This is a genomic window from Aeromicrobium sp., from assembly GCF_047607065.1.
Classification (GTDB): domain Bacteria; phylum Actinomycetota; class Actinomycetes; order Propionibacteriales; family Nocardioidaceae; genus Aeromicrobium.
This window is the reverse complement of sequence record NZ_JASGDU010000031.1, coordinates 1-17,447: the sequence shown is the minus strand read 5'-3', so window position 1 is coordinate 17,447 and position 17,447 is coordinate 1. Positions and strand designations below refer to the sequence as shown.

17 protein-coding genes are annotated in these 17,447 nt (G+C 69.5%); 5 read left to right on the top strand and 12 right to left on the bottom strand.

Features of this window, described 5'->3' with window-relative positions:
* Nucleotides 1-754: 754 nt before the first annotated feature.
* On the bottom strand, nucleotides 755-1,732 hold the full coding sequence (locus QM597_RS04570; protein ID WP_415003691.1) for an NAD(P)H-dependent flavin oxidoreductase: 978 nt from the start codon (nucleotides 1,730-1,732) through the stop codon (nucleotides 755-757).
* Between the two features lie 92 nt (nucleotides 1,733-1,824).
* On the opposite strand from QM597_RS04570, the gene QM597_RS04565 reads away from it, so the two are divergent.
* From QM597_RS04565 to QM597_RS04545, 5 genes are all read left to right on the top strand, one after another.
* Nucleotides 1,825-2,967 (top strand): acyl-CoA dehydrogenase family protein, encoded by a 1,143-nt coding sequence (locus QM597_RS04565; protein ID WP_415003690.1) that lies wholly within the window; start codon nucleotides 1,825-1,827, stop codon nucleotides 2,965-2,967.
* A 27-nt stretch (nucleotides 2,968-2,994) separates the two neighbouring features.
* Nucleotides 2,995-3,756 (top strand): 3-hydroxyacyl-CoA dehydrogenase, encoded by a 762-nt coding sequence (locus QM597_RS04560; RefSeq protein ID WP_415003689.1) that lies wholly within the window; start codon nucleotides 2,995-2,997, stop codon nucleotides 3,754-3,756.
* Between the two features lie 452 nt (nucleotides 3,757-4,208).
* Nucleotides 4,209-4,454: a DUF167 domain-containing protein gene (locus tag QM597_RS04555; protein WP_415003688.1), complete on the top strand. Its 246-nt coding sequence runs from the start codon at nucleotides 4,209-4,211 to the stop codon at nucleotides 4,452-4,454.
* Nucleotides 4,455-4,499: 45 nt separating this feature from the next.
* A complete protein-coding gene (locus tag QM597_RS04550; RefSeq protein WP_415003687.1) occupies nucleotides 4,500-5,666 on the top strand; it encodes an exonuclease SbcCD subunit D in 1,167 nt (388 codons plus the stop codon).
* Nucleotides 5,663-8,626: an AAA family ATPase gene (locus QM597_RS04545; protein ID WP_415003686.1), complete on the top strand. Its 2,964-nt coding sequence runs from the start codon at nucleotides 5,663-5,665 to the stop codon at nucleotides 8,624-8,626. The genes QM597_RS04550 and QM597_RS04545 overlap by 4 nt, the downstream gene beginning before the upstream one ends.
* A gap of 73 nt (nucleotides 8,627-8,699) precedes the next feature.
* Here the strand turns inward: QM597_RS04545 and QM597_RS04540 are convergent, their stop codons facing one another.
* The 11 genes from QM597_RS04540 to QM597_RS04490 all read right to left on the bottom strand — a co-directional run.
* Entirely contained in the window at nucleotides 8,700-9,923 is a 1,224-nt protein-coding gene (locus QM597_RS04540) for a deoxyguanosinetriphosphate triphosphohydrolase (protein ID WP_415003685.1), read from the bottom strand.
* A complete protein-coding gene (locus QM597_RS04535) occupies nucleotides 9,920-10,150 on the bottom strand; it encodes a type II toxin-antitoxin system ParD family antitoxin (protein WP_415003692.1) in 231 nt (76 codons plus the stop codon). Before QM597_RS04535 ends, QM597_RS04540 begins: the two co-directional genes overlap by 4 nt.
* Nucleotides 10,151-10,267: 117 nt before the next feature.
* Nucleotides 10,268-10,528 carry a hypothetical protein gene (locus tag QM597_RS04530; RefSeq protein ID WP_415003684.1) on the bottom strand — a complete coding sequence of 87 codons (261 nt, stop codon included), beginning with the start codon at nucleotides 10,526-10,528 and terminating at the stop codon, nucleotides 10,268-10,270.
* A gap of 214 nt (nucleotides 10,529-10,742) precedes the next feature.
* The gene (gene mutM / locus QM597_RS04525; protein ID WP_415003683.1) at nucleotides 10,743-11,585 is read right to left on the bottom strand and encodes a bifunctional DNA-formamidopyrimidine glycosylase/DNA-(apurinic or apyrimidinic site) lyase; all 843 of its coding nucleotides are present in this window, start codon (nucleotides 11,583-11,585) and stop codon (nucleotides 10,743-10,745) included.
* On the bottom strand, nucleotides 11,578-12,252 hold the full coding sequence (gene rnc, locus QM597_RS04520) for a ribonuclease III (protein WP_415003682.1): 675 nt from the start codon (nucleotides 12,250-12,252) through the stop codon (nucleotides 11,578-11,580). The genes mutM and rnc overlap by 8 nt, the downstream gene beginning before the upstream one ends.
* 12 nt (nucleotides 12,253-12,264) lie before the next feature.
* Complete coding sequence (gene rpmF / locus QM597_RS04515) at nucleotides 12,265-12,450, bottom strand: 50S ribosomal protein L32 (RefSeq protein WP_415003681.1); 186 nt, start codon at nucleotides 12,448-12,450, stop codon at nucleotides 12,265-12,267.
* Nucleotides 12,451-12,452: 2 nt separating this feature from the next.
* A complete protein-coding gene (locus QM597_RS04510) occupies nucleotides 12,453-13,010 on the bottom strand; it encodes a YceD family protein (protein ID WP_415003680.1) in 558 nt (185 codons plus the stop codon).
* 90 nt (nucleotides 13,011-13,100) lie between these two features.
* Nucleotides 13,101-13,583, bottom strand: a complete 483-nt coding sequence (gene coaD, locus QM597_RS04505) for a pantetheine-phosphate adenylyltransferase (protein ID WP_415003679.1) — start codon at nucleotides 13,581-13,583, stop codon at nucleotides 13,101-13,103.
* 24 nt (nucleotides 13,584-13,607) lie between these two features.
* Nucleotides 13,608-14,159 (bottom strand): 16S rRNA (guanine(966)-N(2))-methyltransferase RsmD, encoded by a 552-nt coding sequence (rsmD, locus tag QM597_RS04500; protein WP_415003678.1) that lies wholly within the window; start codon nucleotides 14,157-14,159, stop codon nucleotides 13,608-13,610.
* Nucleotides 14,156-16,282 carry an ATP-dependent DNA helicase RecG gene (gene recG / locus QM597_RS04495; protein ID WP_415003677.1) on the bottom strand — a complete coding sequence of 709 codons (2,127 nt, stop codon included), beginning with the start codon at nucleotides 16,280-16,282 and terminating at the stop codon, nucleotides 14,156-14,158. Before recG ends, rsmD begins: the two co-directional genes overlap by 4 nt.
* Before the next feature lie 5 nt (nucleotides 16,283-16,287).
* On the bottom strand, nucleotides 16,288-17,447 hold a 1,160-nt coding region (locus QM597_RS04490; protein WP_415003676.1), incomplete at its 5' end, for a DAK2 domain-containing protein.

The window sequence follows — 17,447 nt, the reverse complement described above, 5'->3', positions numbered from 1 at the left end:
GTTCCATCACCGACCACACCTCGTCAGAGATCTCCTGCCGCATCACCGTTCAAGACTCACCCATGCGAAGACGAAACCACTTGATCAACACGCCCTAGCTGAGGTGCGCCCTTCGAGGCCGCTCGTTCCTCGCGGCACCTCAGGACCCGCGAGGAACGAGCGAGCCGAGTCCTGAGGCGCGAGGAGCGGTCCCTGAGGTGCGACGAGCCTCGAAGGGCGAAGCCTGCCGTGGTGGGGTCCACTTACTGGAGGAACCTGTGAGTTCCTTGGCCGCCTTGAGGTCCATCAGGTCGATATCGGAGTCTGCGCGCGCTTCGCCGCAGGCCACCGAGCCGAAGGCCGCCAGGCGCGAATAGCCGTGCTCGACAGCCAGCGTTGTGAGGATCGGAGCGGCCGCCTCCAGCAGCACCTCCGGATGAACACCGTCGAGTTCGGCCGTGAACTTGAGTTGCTGGCTGACCGCCGATGAACTGATGCCCAGTTTCTCGGCGATCTGTCGCTAGTTCATCCCCGAGGCCGACATCGCACGCAACGCCAGCACACGGCGAATCCTCGCGATGTCCTCATCGCGCCGCGCGTTGGCATACCCGACGATCAGGCCCATAAGGGCAACGTAGAGGTTCCGCAGATTGGCGGAGCCGGTCATTGAGGTGCGAGCTTGCGAGCCTCGAAATGACCCACCCACGGCAGGCTTCGAGGCTCGCTCGTTCCTCGCTCGCACCTCAGCCAGCGGACCTATCTGCGGAACCTCTTATCACCGGCTGAGGCGCTCGTCCAGGCTCGCGCGGGCCTCGGCGAACTCGGCGGCCAGGCGGTCGACGAGCTCGCCCGCCGAGACCACCGCGTCGACGGCTCCGATGCCCTGACCCGAACCCCAGATGTCGCGCCACGCCTTCGCCTCGCCGCCGGCGTCGCCCGAGCCGAAGCTCATCGTCGACACGTCACCGTCGGGCAGGTTCGCCGGGTCCAGGCCCGCAGCCTCGATGCTGCCGCGCAGATAGTTGCCGTGGACCCCGGTGAACAGGCTGCTGTAGACGATGTCGTCTGCCGAGGAATCGACGATCATGCGCTTGTAGTCCTCGACCGTATTAGCCTCGTGCGTGGCCAGGAAAGCCGATCCGACGTAGGCGAAGTCCGCCCCGGCGGCCAGCGCGGCCAGGATCGAACGACCGTGGGCCATCGCGCCCGACAGCAGCAGCGGCCCGTCGAACCAACGGCGGATCTCCTGCACCAGCGCGAACGGCGACAGCGTCCCCGCATGGCCGCCCGCACCCGCAGCGACCGCGATGAGGCCGTCGGCCCCCTTCTCGATCGCCTTGTGCGCGAACCGGTCGTTGATGACATCGTGCAGCACGATGCCGCCGTAGGAATGAACGGCCTCGTTGATCTCCGGGCGCGCCCCGAGGGAGGTGATGACGATGGGCACCTCGTGCTTGACCACGAGGTCCATGTCCGCTTCGAGCCGGTCGTTGGAGCGGTGCACGATCTGATTGACCGCGAACGGCCCGACCGGTGCCTCCGGGTGGGCCGCCGCGAACGCCGCGTTGCTCTCGGCAATCTCGTGCAGCCAGTCGTCCAACAGGGTCTGCGGCCGCGCGTTCAGCGCCGGGAAAGCGCCGATGACCCCCGCCTGACACTGCGCCTTCACCAGGTCCGGGCCGGAGGCGATGAACATGGGCGAGGCGACGACGGGCAACCGCAGTGGGCGGTCCAGGGCGGCGGGCAGGGCCATGGGGAACTCCTGAGCAAGGCGATGAGACGCCTGGCAGCGTACCCTTGCTCTGCCACGTCACCTGCTGACGCCCAGCCGAGAAAGGTCCCGCGATGCCCGCAGAACGCCTACTGCCGACCGAGGAGGCCCGTGACCTGCTCGCGCTGACCCGCAACATCGTCGACGCCGAACTGCGCCCGCAGGTCGACCAGGCCGAGCGCGAGGCCGCCTTCCCCCGCGACGTCTTTGCCCTCCTCGGCCGCACCGGGCTGCTGAGCCTGCCATATCCGGAGGATCTGGGCGGCGGAGGCCAGCCGTACGAGGTCTACCTGCAGGTGGTCGAGGAGATCGCGACGGCGTGGGCCGCCGTCGGAGTCGGCACTAGCGTCCATGCGCTCAGCTGCTTCCCACTGTTCCACGCCGGAACTGACGAGCAGCGCCGCCGCTGGCTTCCCGACATGCTCTCGGGCCGCACACTCGGCGCGTACTGCCTGTCGGAGGCGCACGCCGGATCCGATCCCGCAGCCATGCGCACCACGGCGGTCCGCGACGGCGACGACTACGTCCTGACCGGAGCGAAGGCCTGGACCACGCACGGCGGTCAGGCGGACTTCTACACCGTGATGGCGCGTACCTCAGACGGATCGAAGGGCATCTCCTGCTTCCTGGTGCCGGCGAGCACCGAAGGCCTGAGTGCCGATGTGCCCGAACAGAAAATGGGCCTGATGAGTTCCACGACGGCGACGATGCTGTTCGACGGCGTACGCATTCCGGCCGAGCGACGCATCGGCGAAGAAGGCCAGGGGCTGTCCATCGCGCTGGCCGGGCTGGATGCGGGCCGCCTCGGCATCGCCGCCGTCGCCACCGGCGTCGCGCAGGGTGCTCTCGACGCGGCAGTCGCCTACGCAAAGGAGCGCGAGGCCTTCGGCAAGGCGATCATCGACCACCAGGGGCTCGGGTTCCTGCTGGCCGACATGGCCGCGGCGGTCGAATCGGCGCGGGCGACCTATCTGCACGCGGCCCGCCTCAAGGACGCCGGCCGGCCGTACGGTCGCCAGGCCTCCATCGCCAAGCTCATCGCGACCGACAACGCCATGAAGGTCACCACCGATGCCGTCCAGGTGCTCGGCGGTGCCGGCTACACGCGCGACTTCCCCCTGGAGCGATACATGCGCGAGACGAAGGTCATGCAGATCTTCGAGGGAACCAACCAGATTCAGCGGCTGGTCATCAGCCGTGACCTCGCCACTCGTTAGACGTTCACCACTCGAAAGGACACGTTCATGGACATCTCCCGCAGCGTCGCCCTGGTCACCGGCGGAGCCTCCGGCCTGGGCCGGGCCACCGTCGAAGCCCTCGTGGCGAAGGGTGCCAAGGCCGTCATTTTAGACCTGCCGGGTGCCGGCGAGGCCGTCGCGCGCGACCTCGGCGACGCCGTCCGCGTCGTGGGTGCGGACGTGCGCGACGCCGACCAGGTGCAGGCCGCCATCGACGCGGCGGCCGAACTGGGCGAGCTGCGCGCGGTGGTCAACTGCGCGGGAACCGGCGACGCGATCAAGACCGTCGGGCGGGAGAACACTCCCTATCCGCTGGACAAGTTCCAGCGGATCATCGAGATCAACCTCATCGGCACGTTCAACGTCATCCGGCTCGCTGCGGCGCACATGGCCGGACTCGATCTTCTCGGCGAGGAGCGCGGCGTCATCGTCAACACCGCGTCGGTGGCGGCCTTCGACGGGCAGATCGGCCAGGCTGCCTACTCGGCGTCCAAGGGCGGCGTGGTCGGCATGACGCTGCCCATCGCCCGCGACTTGTCGAACCTGCAGATCCGAGTGTGCACCATCGCGCCCGGCCTGTTCGACACGCCGCTGCTGGCCTCGCTGCCGGAGGACGCGCGCGTCTCGCTCGGCAAGCAGGTGCCGCATCCGTCGCGCCTGGGCGATCCGGCCGAGTTCGGCGCGCTCGCGGCGCACATCGTGGAGAACCCGATGCTCAACGGCGAAACGATCCGGCTCGACGGGGCCATCCGCATGGCACCCCGCTGAGAGCCGCGCGGTCTCAGCGCGGGGGCGGCACGACCCGTTCGTCGCGTTCGTCCATGCCGTCATCGGGGCCGTAACCCGTGATGACCTGGACAATCACGGTACCGATCACTGTGGCCGAACGGGTCACGGGCGTTCCTCTCACGCGGTGGCGGGATCCGTCGTCAGATGGCGGCCCCCGCCGCGATGTTCCCAGACCGTGGCCCCTGAGGTGCGGTGGGTGGCTTCGAGGCTGCCACCCGTCCCGGTCCCTGAGGTGCGACGAGGAACGAGGAGCCTCGAAGGGACTTGCCGCGTGGCAGGTCGTTTCGAGGCTCGGCCGCGAACGGCCTCACACCTCAACGACCGAGGGAGCCGGGTCCTGAGGTGCTGCGATGTAGAAGCAGCCTCGAAGGGCGAAGGGACCACCTCAACCAGCGGGGCCTCTCGGCCGGTGAATCTGCCAGACTCCCGGTATGGTCGAGGAACGGATCGTGCGGGTGCGGGTCAAGCCCGGCAGCGCCAAGGGTCCCCTCGTGACCGAGGCCGGCGAGGACGGGATCGACCTGGTGGTGTTCGTGCGCGAGCGGGCCGTCGACGGCAAGGCGAACGCAGCGGTGTGTGCCACGCTGGCGACCCACTTCGGCGTTGCCACGTCCCGGGTCGCGCTCGCCGGCGGTGCCACCTCGCGTATCAAGCGGTTCCGCATCCCGGCCGGCTGAGCGGCCGTCGCCGATTCTGTCGGTGCCGCCCCCTAGATTCGCCTCATGCGGATCTGGCACACCTCGGACTGGCATGTGGGGCGCACCTTCCACGGCCACTCGACCCTCGCCGCTCTGGAGGAGGTCCTGGCGGCGATGGCCGAGACGGTCGCCGAGCTGCGTGCCGACGTGGTGGTCGTCGCCGGTGACGTCTACGACTCCTCCACGCCGTCGGCCGAGGCCATCGCCGTCTTCAACCGCGCCTTGCGACGCCTGCACGAGACTGGGGCGCGCCTGGTCATCAGCTCGGGCAACCACGACTCCCCGACCCGGCTCGGCACGATGGCCGAGTTCATCGCCGCGGCGGGGATCCATCTGCTCACGCGGCCCGAACGGATCGAGGCACCGGTCACTCTTGATGACGCCCACGGTCCGGTCCACTTCTACGGCATCCCCTTCCTCGAACCGGCCCGGCTTCGCCATCTGTGGCGCAGCGAGTCGCCGATGCGCACGCAGGCCGACGCCGTCGGCGAGGCGATGCGCCGCATCCGAGCCGACCTCGCGGTGCGCGGAGGCCGCTCGGTGGTACTCGCCCACACCTTCGTCGCGGGGGCCGAGGGCGAGTCCTGCGAGTCCGAGCGCGCCATCGTCGACACGGACTCGGTCGGCGGCGTCGACCGCGTGCCGCTGTCGGCGTTCGACGGGGTCGACTATGCCGCCTTGGGGCACATCCACGGCCGCTCGACGCTGGCCGAGCACCTCAGGTACAGCGGGGCACCCCTGCACCTGTCCTTCTCCGAGGAGGCCAAGCCGCGCGGCGGGTGGCTGGTGGACCTCGATGCCGGCGGCCTGGCCGAGGTCACCTGGCACGACCTGCCGGTGCTGCGGCGACTGGTCACGCTCACCGGCACCCTCGATGATCTGCTGAGCGATCCTGCCCACACAGACGCCGAGGACGCCTGGGTGCGCGCCCGGCTCACCGATCCGCAGCGCCAGCGCGAGGCGATGCGGCGGCTCCAGCATCGTTTCCCGCACTGCGCCCAGATCGAGTACGTCTCCCTGGCGGCCACCGGCACGCAGGGGCGCGCCTACCGCGAGCTGGTCCGGGGCAAGAGCGATGCGCAGATCGTCGACACCTTCTTGCAGACCGTCCGCGGTGCGGGCCTGAGCGAGGCCGAGCGGGAGCTGATCGACGAGGTCCTCGCCGGCGGCGAGCAAGCGGGCACCGCATGAGGATCCATGCGGTCGAGATGACCGGCTTCGGACCGTTCCGCGAGACGGCGCGCGTCGACTTCGACGCCTTCGCCGACGATGGCGTCTTCCTCATCGGCGGGCGGACCGGTGCCGGCAAATCGTCGGTACTCGACGCCCTGACCTTCGGGCTGTTCGGCTCGGTCCCCCGGTACGGCGGCAAGGCCGATGTCCACGTGCGCAGCCGTTATCTCGGCCCGGACGAGCCGACCACGGTCACGGTGGAGTTCACCGTCGCACAGGCCCGGTACCGGGCGAGGCGCTCACCGTCGTGGGACGCGCCCAAGGCTCGCGGAACGGGTTTCACGCGCAAAGCGGCCCAACTCGAACTCTGTCGGTGGGCCGACGGCGACTGGCAGACCATCGAGACCAAGCTCGGCAATGCCGAGATCCACGTGCAGCAACTGCTCGGTCTCAACGCCGATCAGTTCCTCCAGGTCGTTCTGTTGGCCCAGGGCCGCTTCCAGGAGTTCCTCGTCGCCAAGAGCGAGGAGCGCCGGGCGCTGCTGCGCACGCTGTTTCGCACCGAACGCTTCGAGCGGTACGCCGCCGAGATGCAAGACCGCGCCCGGACTGTCAAGGCCGAGGTCGAACAGGCAGAGGCGGTGCTTGCCACCATAATCGCCGCTTTCGCTCGCCAGGCCAGGGTCGACGATCCGCCGCAGGGCACTTCTGCCGCGCCCTGGGCCAGCGAGATCGTCGCCGCGCACGCGGCCGAGGTCGAACAGGCGCAGGCACGGGTCACCGAGACCGGTGACCTGCTCACCACCGCCGAGGCGGCGTGGCAGCGCGCCCGCACGACGGACGAACGCCAGCAGCGCCGCGCGCATGCTCTCGCACGGCGAGAGGAACTGGCCGCCGAGCACGACCTGATCGAGGTCCATCGCGCCGCGGTCGCGACGGCGCGTAGGGCCGAGCCGGCCTACCCCGCAGTCACCGCGCAGGCCTCCGCCGCCGCCCGGCTTGAGGAGGCCCGCGCCGCGCTCGCCGGCCTGCCGTATGCCGAGACCGACGCCGAGGTTCTGCGCGTCCGGGAGCAGGAGTTCGCGCATCGCCTCGGCGCACTCTCCGGGGCCGTCGAGTCCGAGCGTCGCCTGCCGACCTTGCAGCGCGAGGCGCAGGCGGCCGAGCAGGCACTCACCGAAATCGACCGCGCGACCCAGGAGCACCTCGCCGAGCGCAGCACGGCACGAGACGAGGTCACGCGAATCTCGGCCGAGATCACGGCGCTCGGCGACTGCGGTGCCGATCACCTCGCCGCCGAGAACACCGTCGCGCGCCTGCGCGAACGACTCGCCGCCGCCCGGCGCGCGGCTGACGAGACCGCCGCACTGACCGAGGCCGAGAACCGTCATCTGCGCCTGTCCGAGGCGGCCCATCAGGCCGAATCGGCCTGGCTGGACCTGCGTCGTCGTCAGCTCGCCGGCTGGGCGTCGACCGTGGCCGCCGAGTTGGCCGATGGCGAGCCGTGTCCGGTGTGCGGAGCGCCCGACCATCCTCGCCCGGCGACACCGGGAGACGATCACGTCCGGGCCGAGTCGGTCGAGGCCGCCGAACAGGCTCATGCGGCCGCGCGGGCGCAGGAGTCGGACGCGAAGGCCGAGGTCGAAGCGCTCCGCGCAACGCTGAAGGCCACGGTCGAGGCCGCCGGCGGTAGCACCCAGGAGTTGACTGCGGCCCTGGGTGACGCCGAGGCCGCCTTGGCCACCGCCGCCGAGGCGGTCACCCGCCGGAGCGCTCTGGAAGCCGAGCGCACCCGGTTCGGCGAACGGATCGATACCCTCGACGCCGACCTCGCCACGGCCGCCGAGCGCCGGGAGGCCGCCGCCGCACATGCCACCACCTGCGCCGATGCCTTGGCCAATGCCCTCGCCGCCGTGGCCGAGGCTCGCGGCGACGCCCCGAGCGCGCAGGCCCGGCGCGACGCGCTCCAAGCCGAGCACGAAGAACTGCGGCGCGTCATCGCGCTGATCGAGACCGTCCGGCAGCGCCGAGAGGCCCAGGCGGAGGCCGAGCAGGCGCTCACCGAGTCCCTGCGGGACACCGGCTTCGCCTCGGCCGCCGAGGTCCGGGCAGCCCGGCTCCCCGCCGCCGAGATCGGACGGCTCGACGGCCTCGTGATCGCCCACGACCAGGACGGTGCCGTCGTCGCCTCGGTGCTGTCCGATCCCGAACTCGCCGATCTGCCCGTCGATCCGGTCGACCTGGAGGCTCCTGCGGCAGCGGTCGAGGATGCGCGTGGAGCGCACGAGGCCGCCACCTCGGACCTGGCGACACGCCAGGCCCGGCTGGCGGCGCTGTCGGATCTGGCCGAACGGATCACCGAGACCATCGAGGCGTCGGCCGATCTCATCGCCCGCCACGGCACGGTCGCTGATCTCGACCTGGCGCTGCGTGGTCTCGGTGCCAATGCCCGGCGCATGCCGTTGGAGACCTTCGCCCTCGCCGCGGAGCTGACCGACATCCTCGACGCGGCCAACATCCGTCTCACCGCGATGACGAAGGGCCGCTACCAGTTGCAGCACTCCGATACGGTGAACACCCAGGGCCGCAGCGGCCTGGACCTGACAGTCCTCGACGCCCACACCGGCGACGCCCGCGCCCCCGCCTCGCTGTCGGGGGGCGAGAAGTTCCAGGCGTCGCTCGCCCTCGCGCTCGGCCTGGCCGAGGTGGTCACTTCCCGCGCCGGAGGTCTGCGCCTCGACACGCTCTTCATCGACGAGGGCTTCGGGGCGCTCGATCCGCAGACCCTCGAGGTCACGATGGAGACGATCAACGAACTGCGCGAGGGCGGTCGCACCATCGGGCTGATAAGCCACGTCGAGGCGATGAAGGAGCAGATCCCAGCCCAGGTGCGAATCCTCGTCAACCAAGACGGCTCCAGCACGATCCGCCAGGACACCGCCCTCGTAAACGCGGGTGCCGTGACATCGGATGGGTAACGGACTCAACGCCCAACATCTCACCCTGGTGAGCGTAGGAACCCCTGTGAACGGCACCCCGTGCGGGCTGCAGTCAAAGACCGATGCGAGCGGCCCGCTGGCGGGCGGACAGATCGGTCAGGCAGGCGACCTGATCGACGGCGACGCGCAGCCGGGCGGCATCGTCGGCTGCGGCCGCAAAATCGGCCGCCAGGTCCCGGTCGAAATCACGCCCCTCACGCTCGATCAGCCGGCCGACCAGCGCGGTCAGCAGGTCACGCTGTTCGGCCAACTGCTCGACACGGTCATCGGCGAGCATCACGTGATGAGCGGCGACGGCCTTGAGCATCGTGATCTCGTCCAGCGTCTCGGCAGGCACCTCCAGATGAGCCTCGTACCGCACCAGCGGCCCTTCCCCCCACACCCGACGGGTCGCGGTCTGCGCCGACACTGCGAACCGGCCGATCAGCGCGCTGGTCAGGCTCTTCAAAGCCGCCAAAGCACGGCGGCTACCGTCGAAAGCGGCCGACGGCCATTCGGGCATGGCGCGAAGCCGGTCGAACGCCGCGAGCAGCCGGTCGTCGGTGGCCGCCGGCGCGTACCAGTCGCGGGCCACCGCGCACACACGGTCGAGTTCCAGGTCACCGACGAGATCAAACCACCCGCCGACGACACCGTCCTCGATGTCATGGACCGAGTAGGCGATGTCGTCGGACAGGTCCATGACCTCGGCCTCCACCGGGCGCACGAACGGCTCGGCACCGTCGCGCAGCCACGCGAAAACCGGCAGATCATCGGCGTACACGCCGAACTTGCCGCCCCCGTCCGGCGCTTCGCCGCGCGCCCACGGGTATTTGACGCAGGCCGCCAGGGTGCCGCGGGTGAGGTTGAGGCCGACGCTCGAACCGTCCGACGCGAAGGTCTTGGCCTCCAGTCGGGTCAGCAGCCGCAAGGTCTGCGCGTTGCCCTCGAAACCGCCGCACGGCTCGGCGACCGCGTCGAGTGCGACCTCGCCGTTGTGCCCGAACGGCGGATGCCCGAGGTCATGGGCAAGGGCGGCCGAATCGACGATCTCCGGATCGCAGCCGAGCGAGGCCCCCAGCTCCCGCGCGACCTGGGCGACCTCCTGCGAATGGGTCAGCCGGTTGCGCACGAAGTCATCGACACCCGGACCGAGCACCTGGGTCTTGGCCGACAGACGCCGCAACGCCGACGAATGCACGATGCGGCCGCGGTCACGCTCGAACGGAGTGCGTCCGGCGCGCTTGGGCGGCTCGGCGACGAAGCGGGCACGCGCCTCGTCGCCGTAGTTGCTCACGAGGGAACCGTAGCGGATCCGCCGCCAATCAACCGGACAACTGGTGCAGCGGAATCACGGCCGCCGCTCCTGCTCTCCGGCAATGTCGCGGCGCGGAGGGCAGCCATCTGCGTCTCCCGGTCCTCCAGCAACCGCAATCCCGCGCGCACGACCTCGCTGGCGGACCGGTAGCGCCCCGACACCACCTCCTGAGCGAGGAAGCCCGCGAAGTGGAAGTCGAGGCTGATCGAAGTGTTCGCCGGCGTAGATGTTAACGGGCTTCAAAGACTTACCTCATCAAGCGGGCGTGGCCTTCCGGGAGCCAAGCTTCTCCGCGAAGCCACCCGCTCCTCTGCGTCTCTTGGCTACTTGAAGTAGTAGTACCGGTTGCTGGAGTAGTCCCGGTCGAACGTTTCCTTGCTGTCGTAATGAAACAAGATTTCCTCTCGCGAGATGTATCCGAACTCGTCGTCTCCATGGACCAACGGGTAGTAGAGGTCTGCCCACCTGCTAGGACTCTCTCCGTCCCAGAGAAGCGACGCTTGCTCGTCGGTGAAGCCGCCGGAGTCGTAGAATTTCTGCAGTTCTGTAGTCCTCTCAAGGACCACTCCCAGCCGAGATGACACCTCTCGCTCCTGCCTTCGGCATCGTGTCAGTCACCAAGGTGAGCGGGACAACCTCGAAAGCGCTGGCGAATGCCGATGCAAACCCATCGAAGGCCGGGTCAAGCGTGCTTTCGCCTCGACGGATGCGGAGTGCCTCCTCGAAACCCTCGTCGCTGGGCAGATAGAAACTCACCCAAGCACCCTAGTTCGACTCATCGCCACGGAGAAGACTCGTTCATCGACCGCGAGGCGGCTTCTGGCAGGTCGGGCAGAAGTAGGAACTTCGATTCATGAAGGCCACTCTGCGAATGAGGGTGCCACAACGCTCGCACGGCAGCCCCTCTCGCCCGTATGCACGGAGGGAGCGGTCGAAGTAGCCAGATTGTCCGTTCACGTTCACGTAGAGGGCGTCGAAGCTGGTGCCGCCCTGCGTGAGCGCCACTGTCATGACATCTCGAACATGATCGAGAAGCTCAAGCACGGTGCCTCTACTGAGCCGGTTCCCAGGGCGCTCCCCGTTGAGCCGGACTCTCCACAAGGCCTCGTCGGCATAGATGTTTCCGACACCGCTCACGACCGTCTGCGTGAGCAACAAGCGCTTGATACCGGAAGAACTGCGCCTGATGCGAGCAACGACCACGTCCGGGTCGAATGCAGGCTCCATGGGGTCCGGCGCGATGTGTGCCATCTCAGCAGGAAGGACCGCACCACCCTCACTGAGCGACAGCCCACCGAACATGCGCTGGTCAACGAAGCGAAGCTCCCGCTCCCCCAACGAGAACCGTACCCGCAGGTGCCGCTCATCAAGCTGTCCTGCTTGTTGCACCAGCATCTGTCCACTCATGCCGAGGTGAGCCATCAGAGCGTCGCCGTTGTCCAACGGGAGCCATAGGTACTTGCCTCGCCGTTTCGCTCCTACGAACTGTCGTCCAACAAGCTGGTTGACGAAGTCAATCGCGCCAGCGCCGTGCCGCCGAACGAGTCGAGGGTGCAACACCTCGACAGCAGCAATCCTGCTGCCGACAACGTGAGCCTCAAGCCCCCGCCGCACGACCTCGACCTCGGGCAGTTCAGGCACCGGTCAGCGTCTCCCAGGCGACCTGGGCGACCTCCTGCTCGGCCTGCTTCTTGGAGGTCCCCGTGCCGCCGCTGAAGACCAGCACGCCCAGGTACACCGACGCGGCGAACTTGCGGGCGTGATCGGGTCCCTCGCTCTGCACGACGTAGACCGGCACGCCGAATCCGCGCTCGGCCGCGACCTCCTGCAACGAGGTCTTCCAGTCCAGCGCCGCGCCCAGCCGGGCTGCATCGGCAATGACCGGATCGAAAATCTGGTGGACGACCTGCGAGGCGCGTTCGATGCCGAACTGGATGTAGATCGCGCCGATCAGCGCCTCGACCGTATCGGACAGGATCGAGGCCTTGTCGCGTCCGCCCGTGGCCTCCTCGCCGCGCCCGAGCAGCACATGCTCGCCCACGCCCAGCGTGCGGGCCACCACCGCCAGCGCCTTCGCGCTGACGACCGCCGAACGCAGCTTCGCCAACTGCCCCTCGGGCAGGTCCGGATGCGTCCGGAACAGCGCGTCGGTGACGATCAGGCCGAGAACCGAGTCACCGAGGAACTCCAGCCGCTCGTTGTTCGGGATCTGGCCGTGCTCGTAGGCATAGGACCGGTGGGTCAGCGCATGAGTCGTCAGTTCCGGATCAAGATCGGGAACCCCGAGGACGGCACGCAGCTCGTCCACGTGCAAATCGGATCAGAGAACCTGGCGGCGCTCGCCGCGGGCACCGTACTGACCGCACTCGGTGCAGGCGCGGTGCGGGATGACCTTGCTGTCGCACGCGGGGTTGGCGCAGTCGACGACCGCGACCTTCGCGGCCTTCCAGGCCGAGCGACGGTGACGGGTGTTGCTGCGCGACATCTTCCGCTTCGGGACGGCCACGATTACTCCTTGGGTTCTTCGATCACAGTGTCGGAATCGATCAGGGTGGTCAGCGCCGACCATCGCGGGTCGACCGCCGCTCCGTGTGTGTGGTCGGGATCATCCGCGATCCGCGCCCCGCAATCGGGGCACAGTCCCGGACAGTCCGGATCACACAACGGGTGGTGCGGCAGTGCGAACACCACCGCGTCACGCAGTGTCGGTTCGAGGTCGAGCAGGTCGCCCTCGAGCCACTGGGTCTCCTCGGCCTCCTCCTCGTCGGAGGGCCGGTCGTAGAGGTACAGCTCCTGGATTTCCAGGTCGAGATCCTCCTCGACCTGCTCCAGGCACCGGACGCACTCGCCGGTCGCCGTCACCGTGGTCGATCCTGTCGCCAGAACCCCGTCCATGACCGCCTCGAGCCGCAACTCCAGGTCGACCTCGGACCCCTCGGGAACGCCGAAGACGTCGTAGCCCCACTGCGCCGGCACCGTGGCTCGCAGATGATAGGTGCGTTCGTGGCCCGGCCGCCGCCCCAACTCGTGGGTGTCGATGACCCAGGGTCCCGTCTGCACGCTCATCCGTTCGTCACAAGTGCAAGGCACATGACCCGCGTGAGCAGGCCAGCGACCACTGTACCGGTTGGCCGACCTGTTCGGGAAATCGGCGGGTCAGTGCTGGTGGCCGTAGGACTCGTCGAGGGCGGCAAGCACGGCAGGCGGCACGAGGTCGGCGACGTCTCCGCCGTGGCGGGCGACCTCCTTGACCAGGCTGGAGGCGATGAACATGTAATCCGGCGCGGTCGGGATGAAGATGGTGTCGATGCCGGTGAGATTGCCGTTCATCTGGGCCATCTGCAGCTCGTAGTCGAAGTCCGAGACCGCCCGCAGGCCCTTGACGATGGCCGAGATGTCGTTCTGCGCGCAGTAGTCGACCAGCAGGCCCGCATAGGAATCGACCGTGACATTGGGCCGGTTGCGGATCGAGCGGCGGATCAGGTCGAGGCGCTGGGCGGTGTCGAACAGGCCCTTCTTGGCGTCGTTGACCAGCACCACGACGACCACCTCGTCGAACAGGTACGACGCCCTCGTGATGATGTCGAGGTGACCGTTCGTCACCGGATCGAAAGAGCCTGGGCACACCACTCGCGTCATCTATCGCTCCCGTCCACGCGGTTTTCAGCGACCGTACCAAAGCGAGGTCTCCCCGTAGGCACGTTTCGCCCGCGCGTCGACACCGGCCGGCCAGACGAACCCGTCGCGGGTGGACCGCTCCACCACGATCAGGCCGTCCTCAGCGCACCAGCGCGACTCGGCGAGGACCGCCACGAGCGCCGTGACCTCCTCGGTCGCCAGCGCATACGGCGGGTCGAGGACGATCAAGTCGTACGGCTCGGCCGGTTCAGTCGCCACGAAGCGGCGGGCCGTGACCGGGTGGACCCGCGCGGCGGCGATGCCCAGATCGGCCAGGTTCGCCCGGATCGTCCGCACTGCGGCGCGGTCGGAGTCGACCAGATCGGCATGGGCTGCCCCCCGCGACAGGGCCTCGATGCCGAGGGCTCCCGACCCGGCGAACAGATCGAGGACACGCAGCCCGTCCAAGCCCCCGAACACCGAGGTGAGCGAGGCGAACAGCGACTCCCGGACCCGATCGGACGTGGGCCGCGTGCCGTCGCCCGGCGGGGTCTTGAGCCGGCGGCCCTTGAACTGCCCGGCGATCACCCGTGTCATGTGCGCTCCAGATAGTCGGCGTGCTCGGAGGACTCCAGCGCCCGGACCGCCGCCGCCAGATCGGGGGTCGAGGCCAGCTCCGGATCGGCGCGCACCACCTCGTCGGCCGCCTGCCGGGCCTGCCCGATGACCTTCTCGTCGCGGACCACCGACAGCAGGCGCAGGCTCGACCGGAAGCCGGACTGCCGCGAACCGAGCACGTCGCCCTCGCTGCGCATCTCGACATCGAGGCGCGACAGCTCGAACCCGTCGGTGGTCGAGGCGACCGCCGTAAGCCGCTCGGCCGCCGGCGAGTCGGCATCGACCGCGGTGACCAGCAGGCACAGGCCCGGCTCCCCGCCGCGTCCGACACGACCACGCAGCTGATGCAGCTGGGAGATGCCGAACCGGTCGGCGTCCATGACCACCATGACCGTCGCATTCGGCACGTCGACACCCACCTCGATCACCGTCGTCGCCACGAGCACGTCGATATCGCCTGCGGCGAAGGCCGACATGACCGCGTCCTTCGCCTCCGCGCTCATCCTGCCGTGCAGGTCACCGAGCCGCAGCCCGGCGAGCGGGCCGGCCGCCAGTTCCTCGTAGAGGTCGACGAGCGAGCGCGTCGGCCTCTCGGACTCCACGCCCTCGTCGTCGCCGATCCGCGACACGACGACGTAGGCCTGTCGGCCGCGAGCCACTTCCTCGCGGACGCGCTCCCAGGCCCGGTCGAGCCAGGCGGGGCGCTGCGCCACCGGGACGACCGAGGTCTGGATCGGCTGGCGGCCCCGTGGCAACTCGGCCAGCACCGACACGTCCAGGTCTCCGAACACCGTCATCGCCACCGTGCGCGGGATCGGTGTCGCGGTCATCACCAGCACGTGCGGTCGCGCGCGGGCACGGTCGACGAGGGCGGCACGCTGCTCGACGCCGAAACGGTGCTGCTCGTCGACGACCACCAGGCCCAGGTCGGCGAACTCCACACCGTCCTGGATCAGCGCATGCGTGCCGACCACGATGCCCGCCTCCCCGGTCACCAGATCGAGCAGCGCCCGCTGGCGCGCCGCCTTCGACATCGATCCGGTCAGCAGCCGGACCCGCGTGCCGCGCTCGGATCCGCCGAGCATCCCGGCTTCGGCCAGGTCGCCGAGCATCGCGGTGATCGTGCGGTGATGCTGGGCCGCCAGGACCTCGGTCGGCGCCAGCATCGCTGCCTGCCCGCCGGCGTCGACCACCTGGAGCATGGCCAGCAGCGCTACGACGGTCTTGCCCGAGCCGACCTCGCCCTGGAGGAGACGGTGCATCGGATGCGAGCCGGACAGGTCACCGGTGATCGCGTCGAGCACCTCGCGCTGCCCGGTGGTCAGGTCGAAGGGCAGACGTTCGAGGAACCTCGTGCGCAGGCCGTCGCCGGCCGGCGGGCGCGGCGTGGCCGACTCCCCCGCAGCAAGATGGCGACGGCGCGCCAGGACCGTCTGCATCACGAAGGCCTCCTCGAAGCGGAAGCGCGCCTGCGCGGTCATCGCCTCGCGCATCTCGCGGGGGCGGTGAATGCTCTCGAAGGCCGCCGCCGCACCGGGGTACCCGTGCTCGGCGCGCACCGAAGCCGGTAGCGGCTCAGGCCAGACGTCGACGACCTCCAGGCAGGCCGCGACGACCCGTTCGATGGCCCACGTCGAGACCTTGGCGGTCGCCGGGTAGATCGGCACCACCCCGCGCCCGAGCCGGTCACCGGCCGGGTCGAACTGCGGCTGCGTCAGCTGCAGGCGGCCGCGGTAACTGCCGACGACCCCCGAGAACAGACCCACGTCGCCGGGCTTCATCGCCTTGCGCCACGGCTGGTTGAAGAACGTCAGCGACAGCTCGCCCGAGCCGTCGGTGACGACGACCTCGGTACGGGTACGCCGCCCGCCGGGGCCATAAGAGAAGTTCTTCGTCGAGGCGACCTCGGCCATGATCGTCACGTGCCGGCCCGGTGTCAGCTCGCCCAGCGGCGTCAACGCGCCGATCTCCAGATAGCGCCGGGGGTAATGCCGCAGCAGGTCACCGACGGTGTGCAGCCCGAGCGCCGTCGCCAGCGGGCGGGCCGAGCGCTCGCCGACGACCGGCCCGAGCTTGCTGGCGAAGGTGACCTGCCCCGTCATCGCGCTCACTCGACCGCGAGGAAGAGCGCATAGTTCTCCTGCCCGCCGTGGTAGACCTCCACGTCGACGTCGGGCCGGGTCCGGGAGATGTGCCCGGCGAGCCGCTGGGCCAGATCATCCTCCGCCCCCTGCCCGCTCACGACCGTCACCAGCTCGGCCGACGGGGTCAGGAGCCGTTCGACGACCTGCGCGGCGACCTCCAGCGCGCCCGCCCCGACGAAGGCGAAGTCGCCCGAGACGACGCCGAGGACGTCCCCGGCCCGGCAGGGGCCGGCCATCGTGATTCCCGGCTCGGACGCCACGGTGATGGCCCCGTGCGCGGTGCCGCTGGCCGCGCTCGACATCGCCACGACGTCGTCGTCGAAGTCGATGCCGGGATCGTGGACCGCCAAGGCTGCCAGGCCCTGCACCTGAGCGGCGGTCGGGATCACCGCGACCCGCCGGCCCGTCTCCCGTGCGGACTTGGCCGCAGCCTCGAACAGGCCCACGTAGCGCGAGTTGTTGGGCAGCACGATGATTTCGTCGGCGTCGGCCTGAGCCAGGGTCGCCGCGACCACCTCGTGCGACAGCGGGGCGGTACGGGTGAACGGCAGCGTGATAGCCCCGCCCTGCGCACACAGCTCCGTCATGCCCTCACCGGTGGTGGCGGCGATGATGAGCCGGTGGCGGCGCGGCCGGCGCTGGCGGGCGATCTGATCGGCGAAGTGGGTCACGGCGATCTGCCGGGGCCGCCCGGCTTCCAGCCCGGCCTCGATGGCCGCGCCGACGTCGTCGACATGCACGTGGACGTTCCACAAGCCCTCGCCGCCCACGACGACGAGCGAATCGCCCAGGCCCGCCAGCGTGCGGCGCAGCTGCGGGATCGCCTCGTCGTCGCCGTCGAGCAGGTACATGACCTCGTAGGCCGGGCCGCCCTCGACCAGGTCGACGCCCGCCTCGACGGGGATCGGCACCACAGTCTTGACCGCCGGGGCAACCCGCCCGGTGAGCGCCTGTTCGGTCGCGTCCAGCACAACCACCAGGACACGCCCACCGGCGTCGACCACGCCCGCACGGGCCAGAAGATCCATCTGCTCGGGGGTGCGGGCCAGCCCCTCGCGGGCGGCGGCGGCGGCCGCGCCGAAGGTCTCGCGCGGCGCACGCCCGGCATCGGCCGCCTCACGCG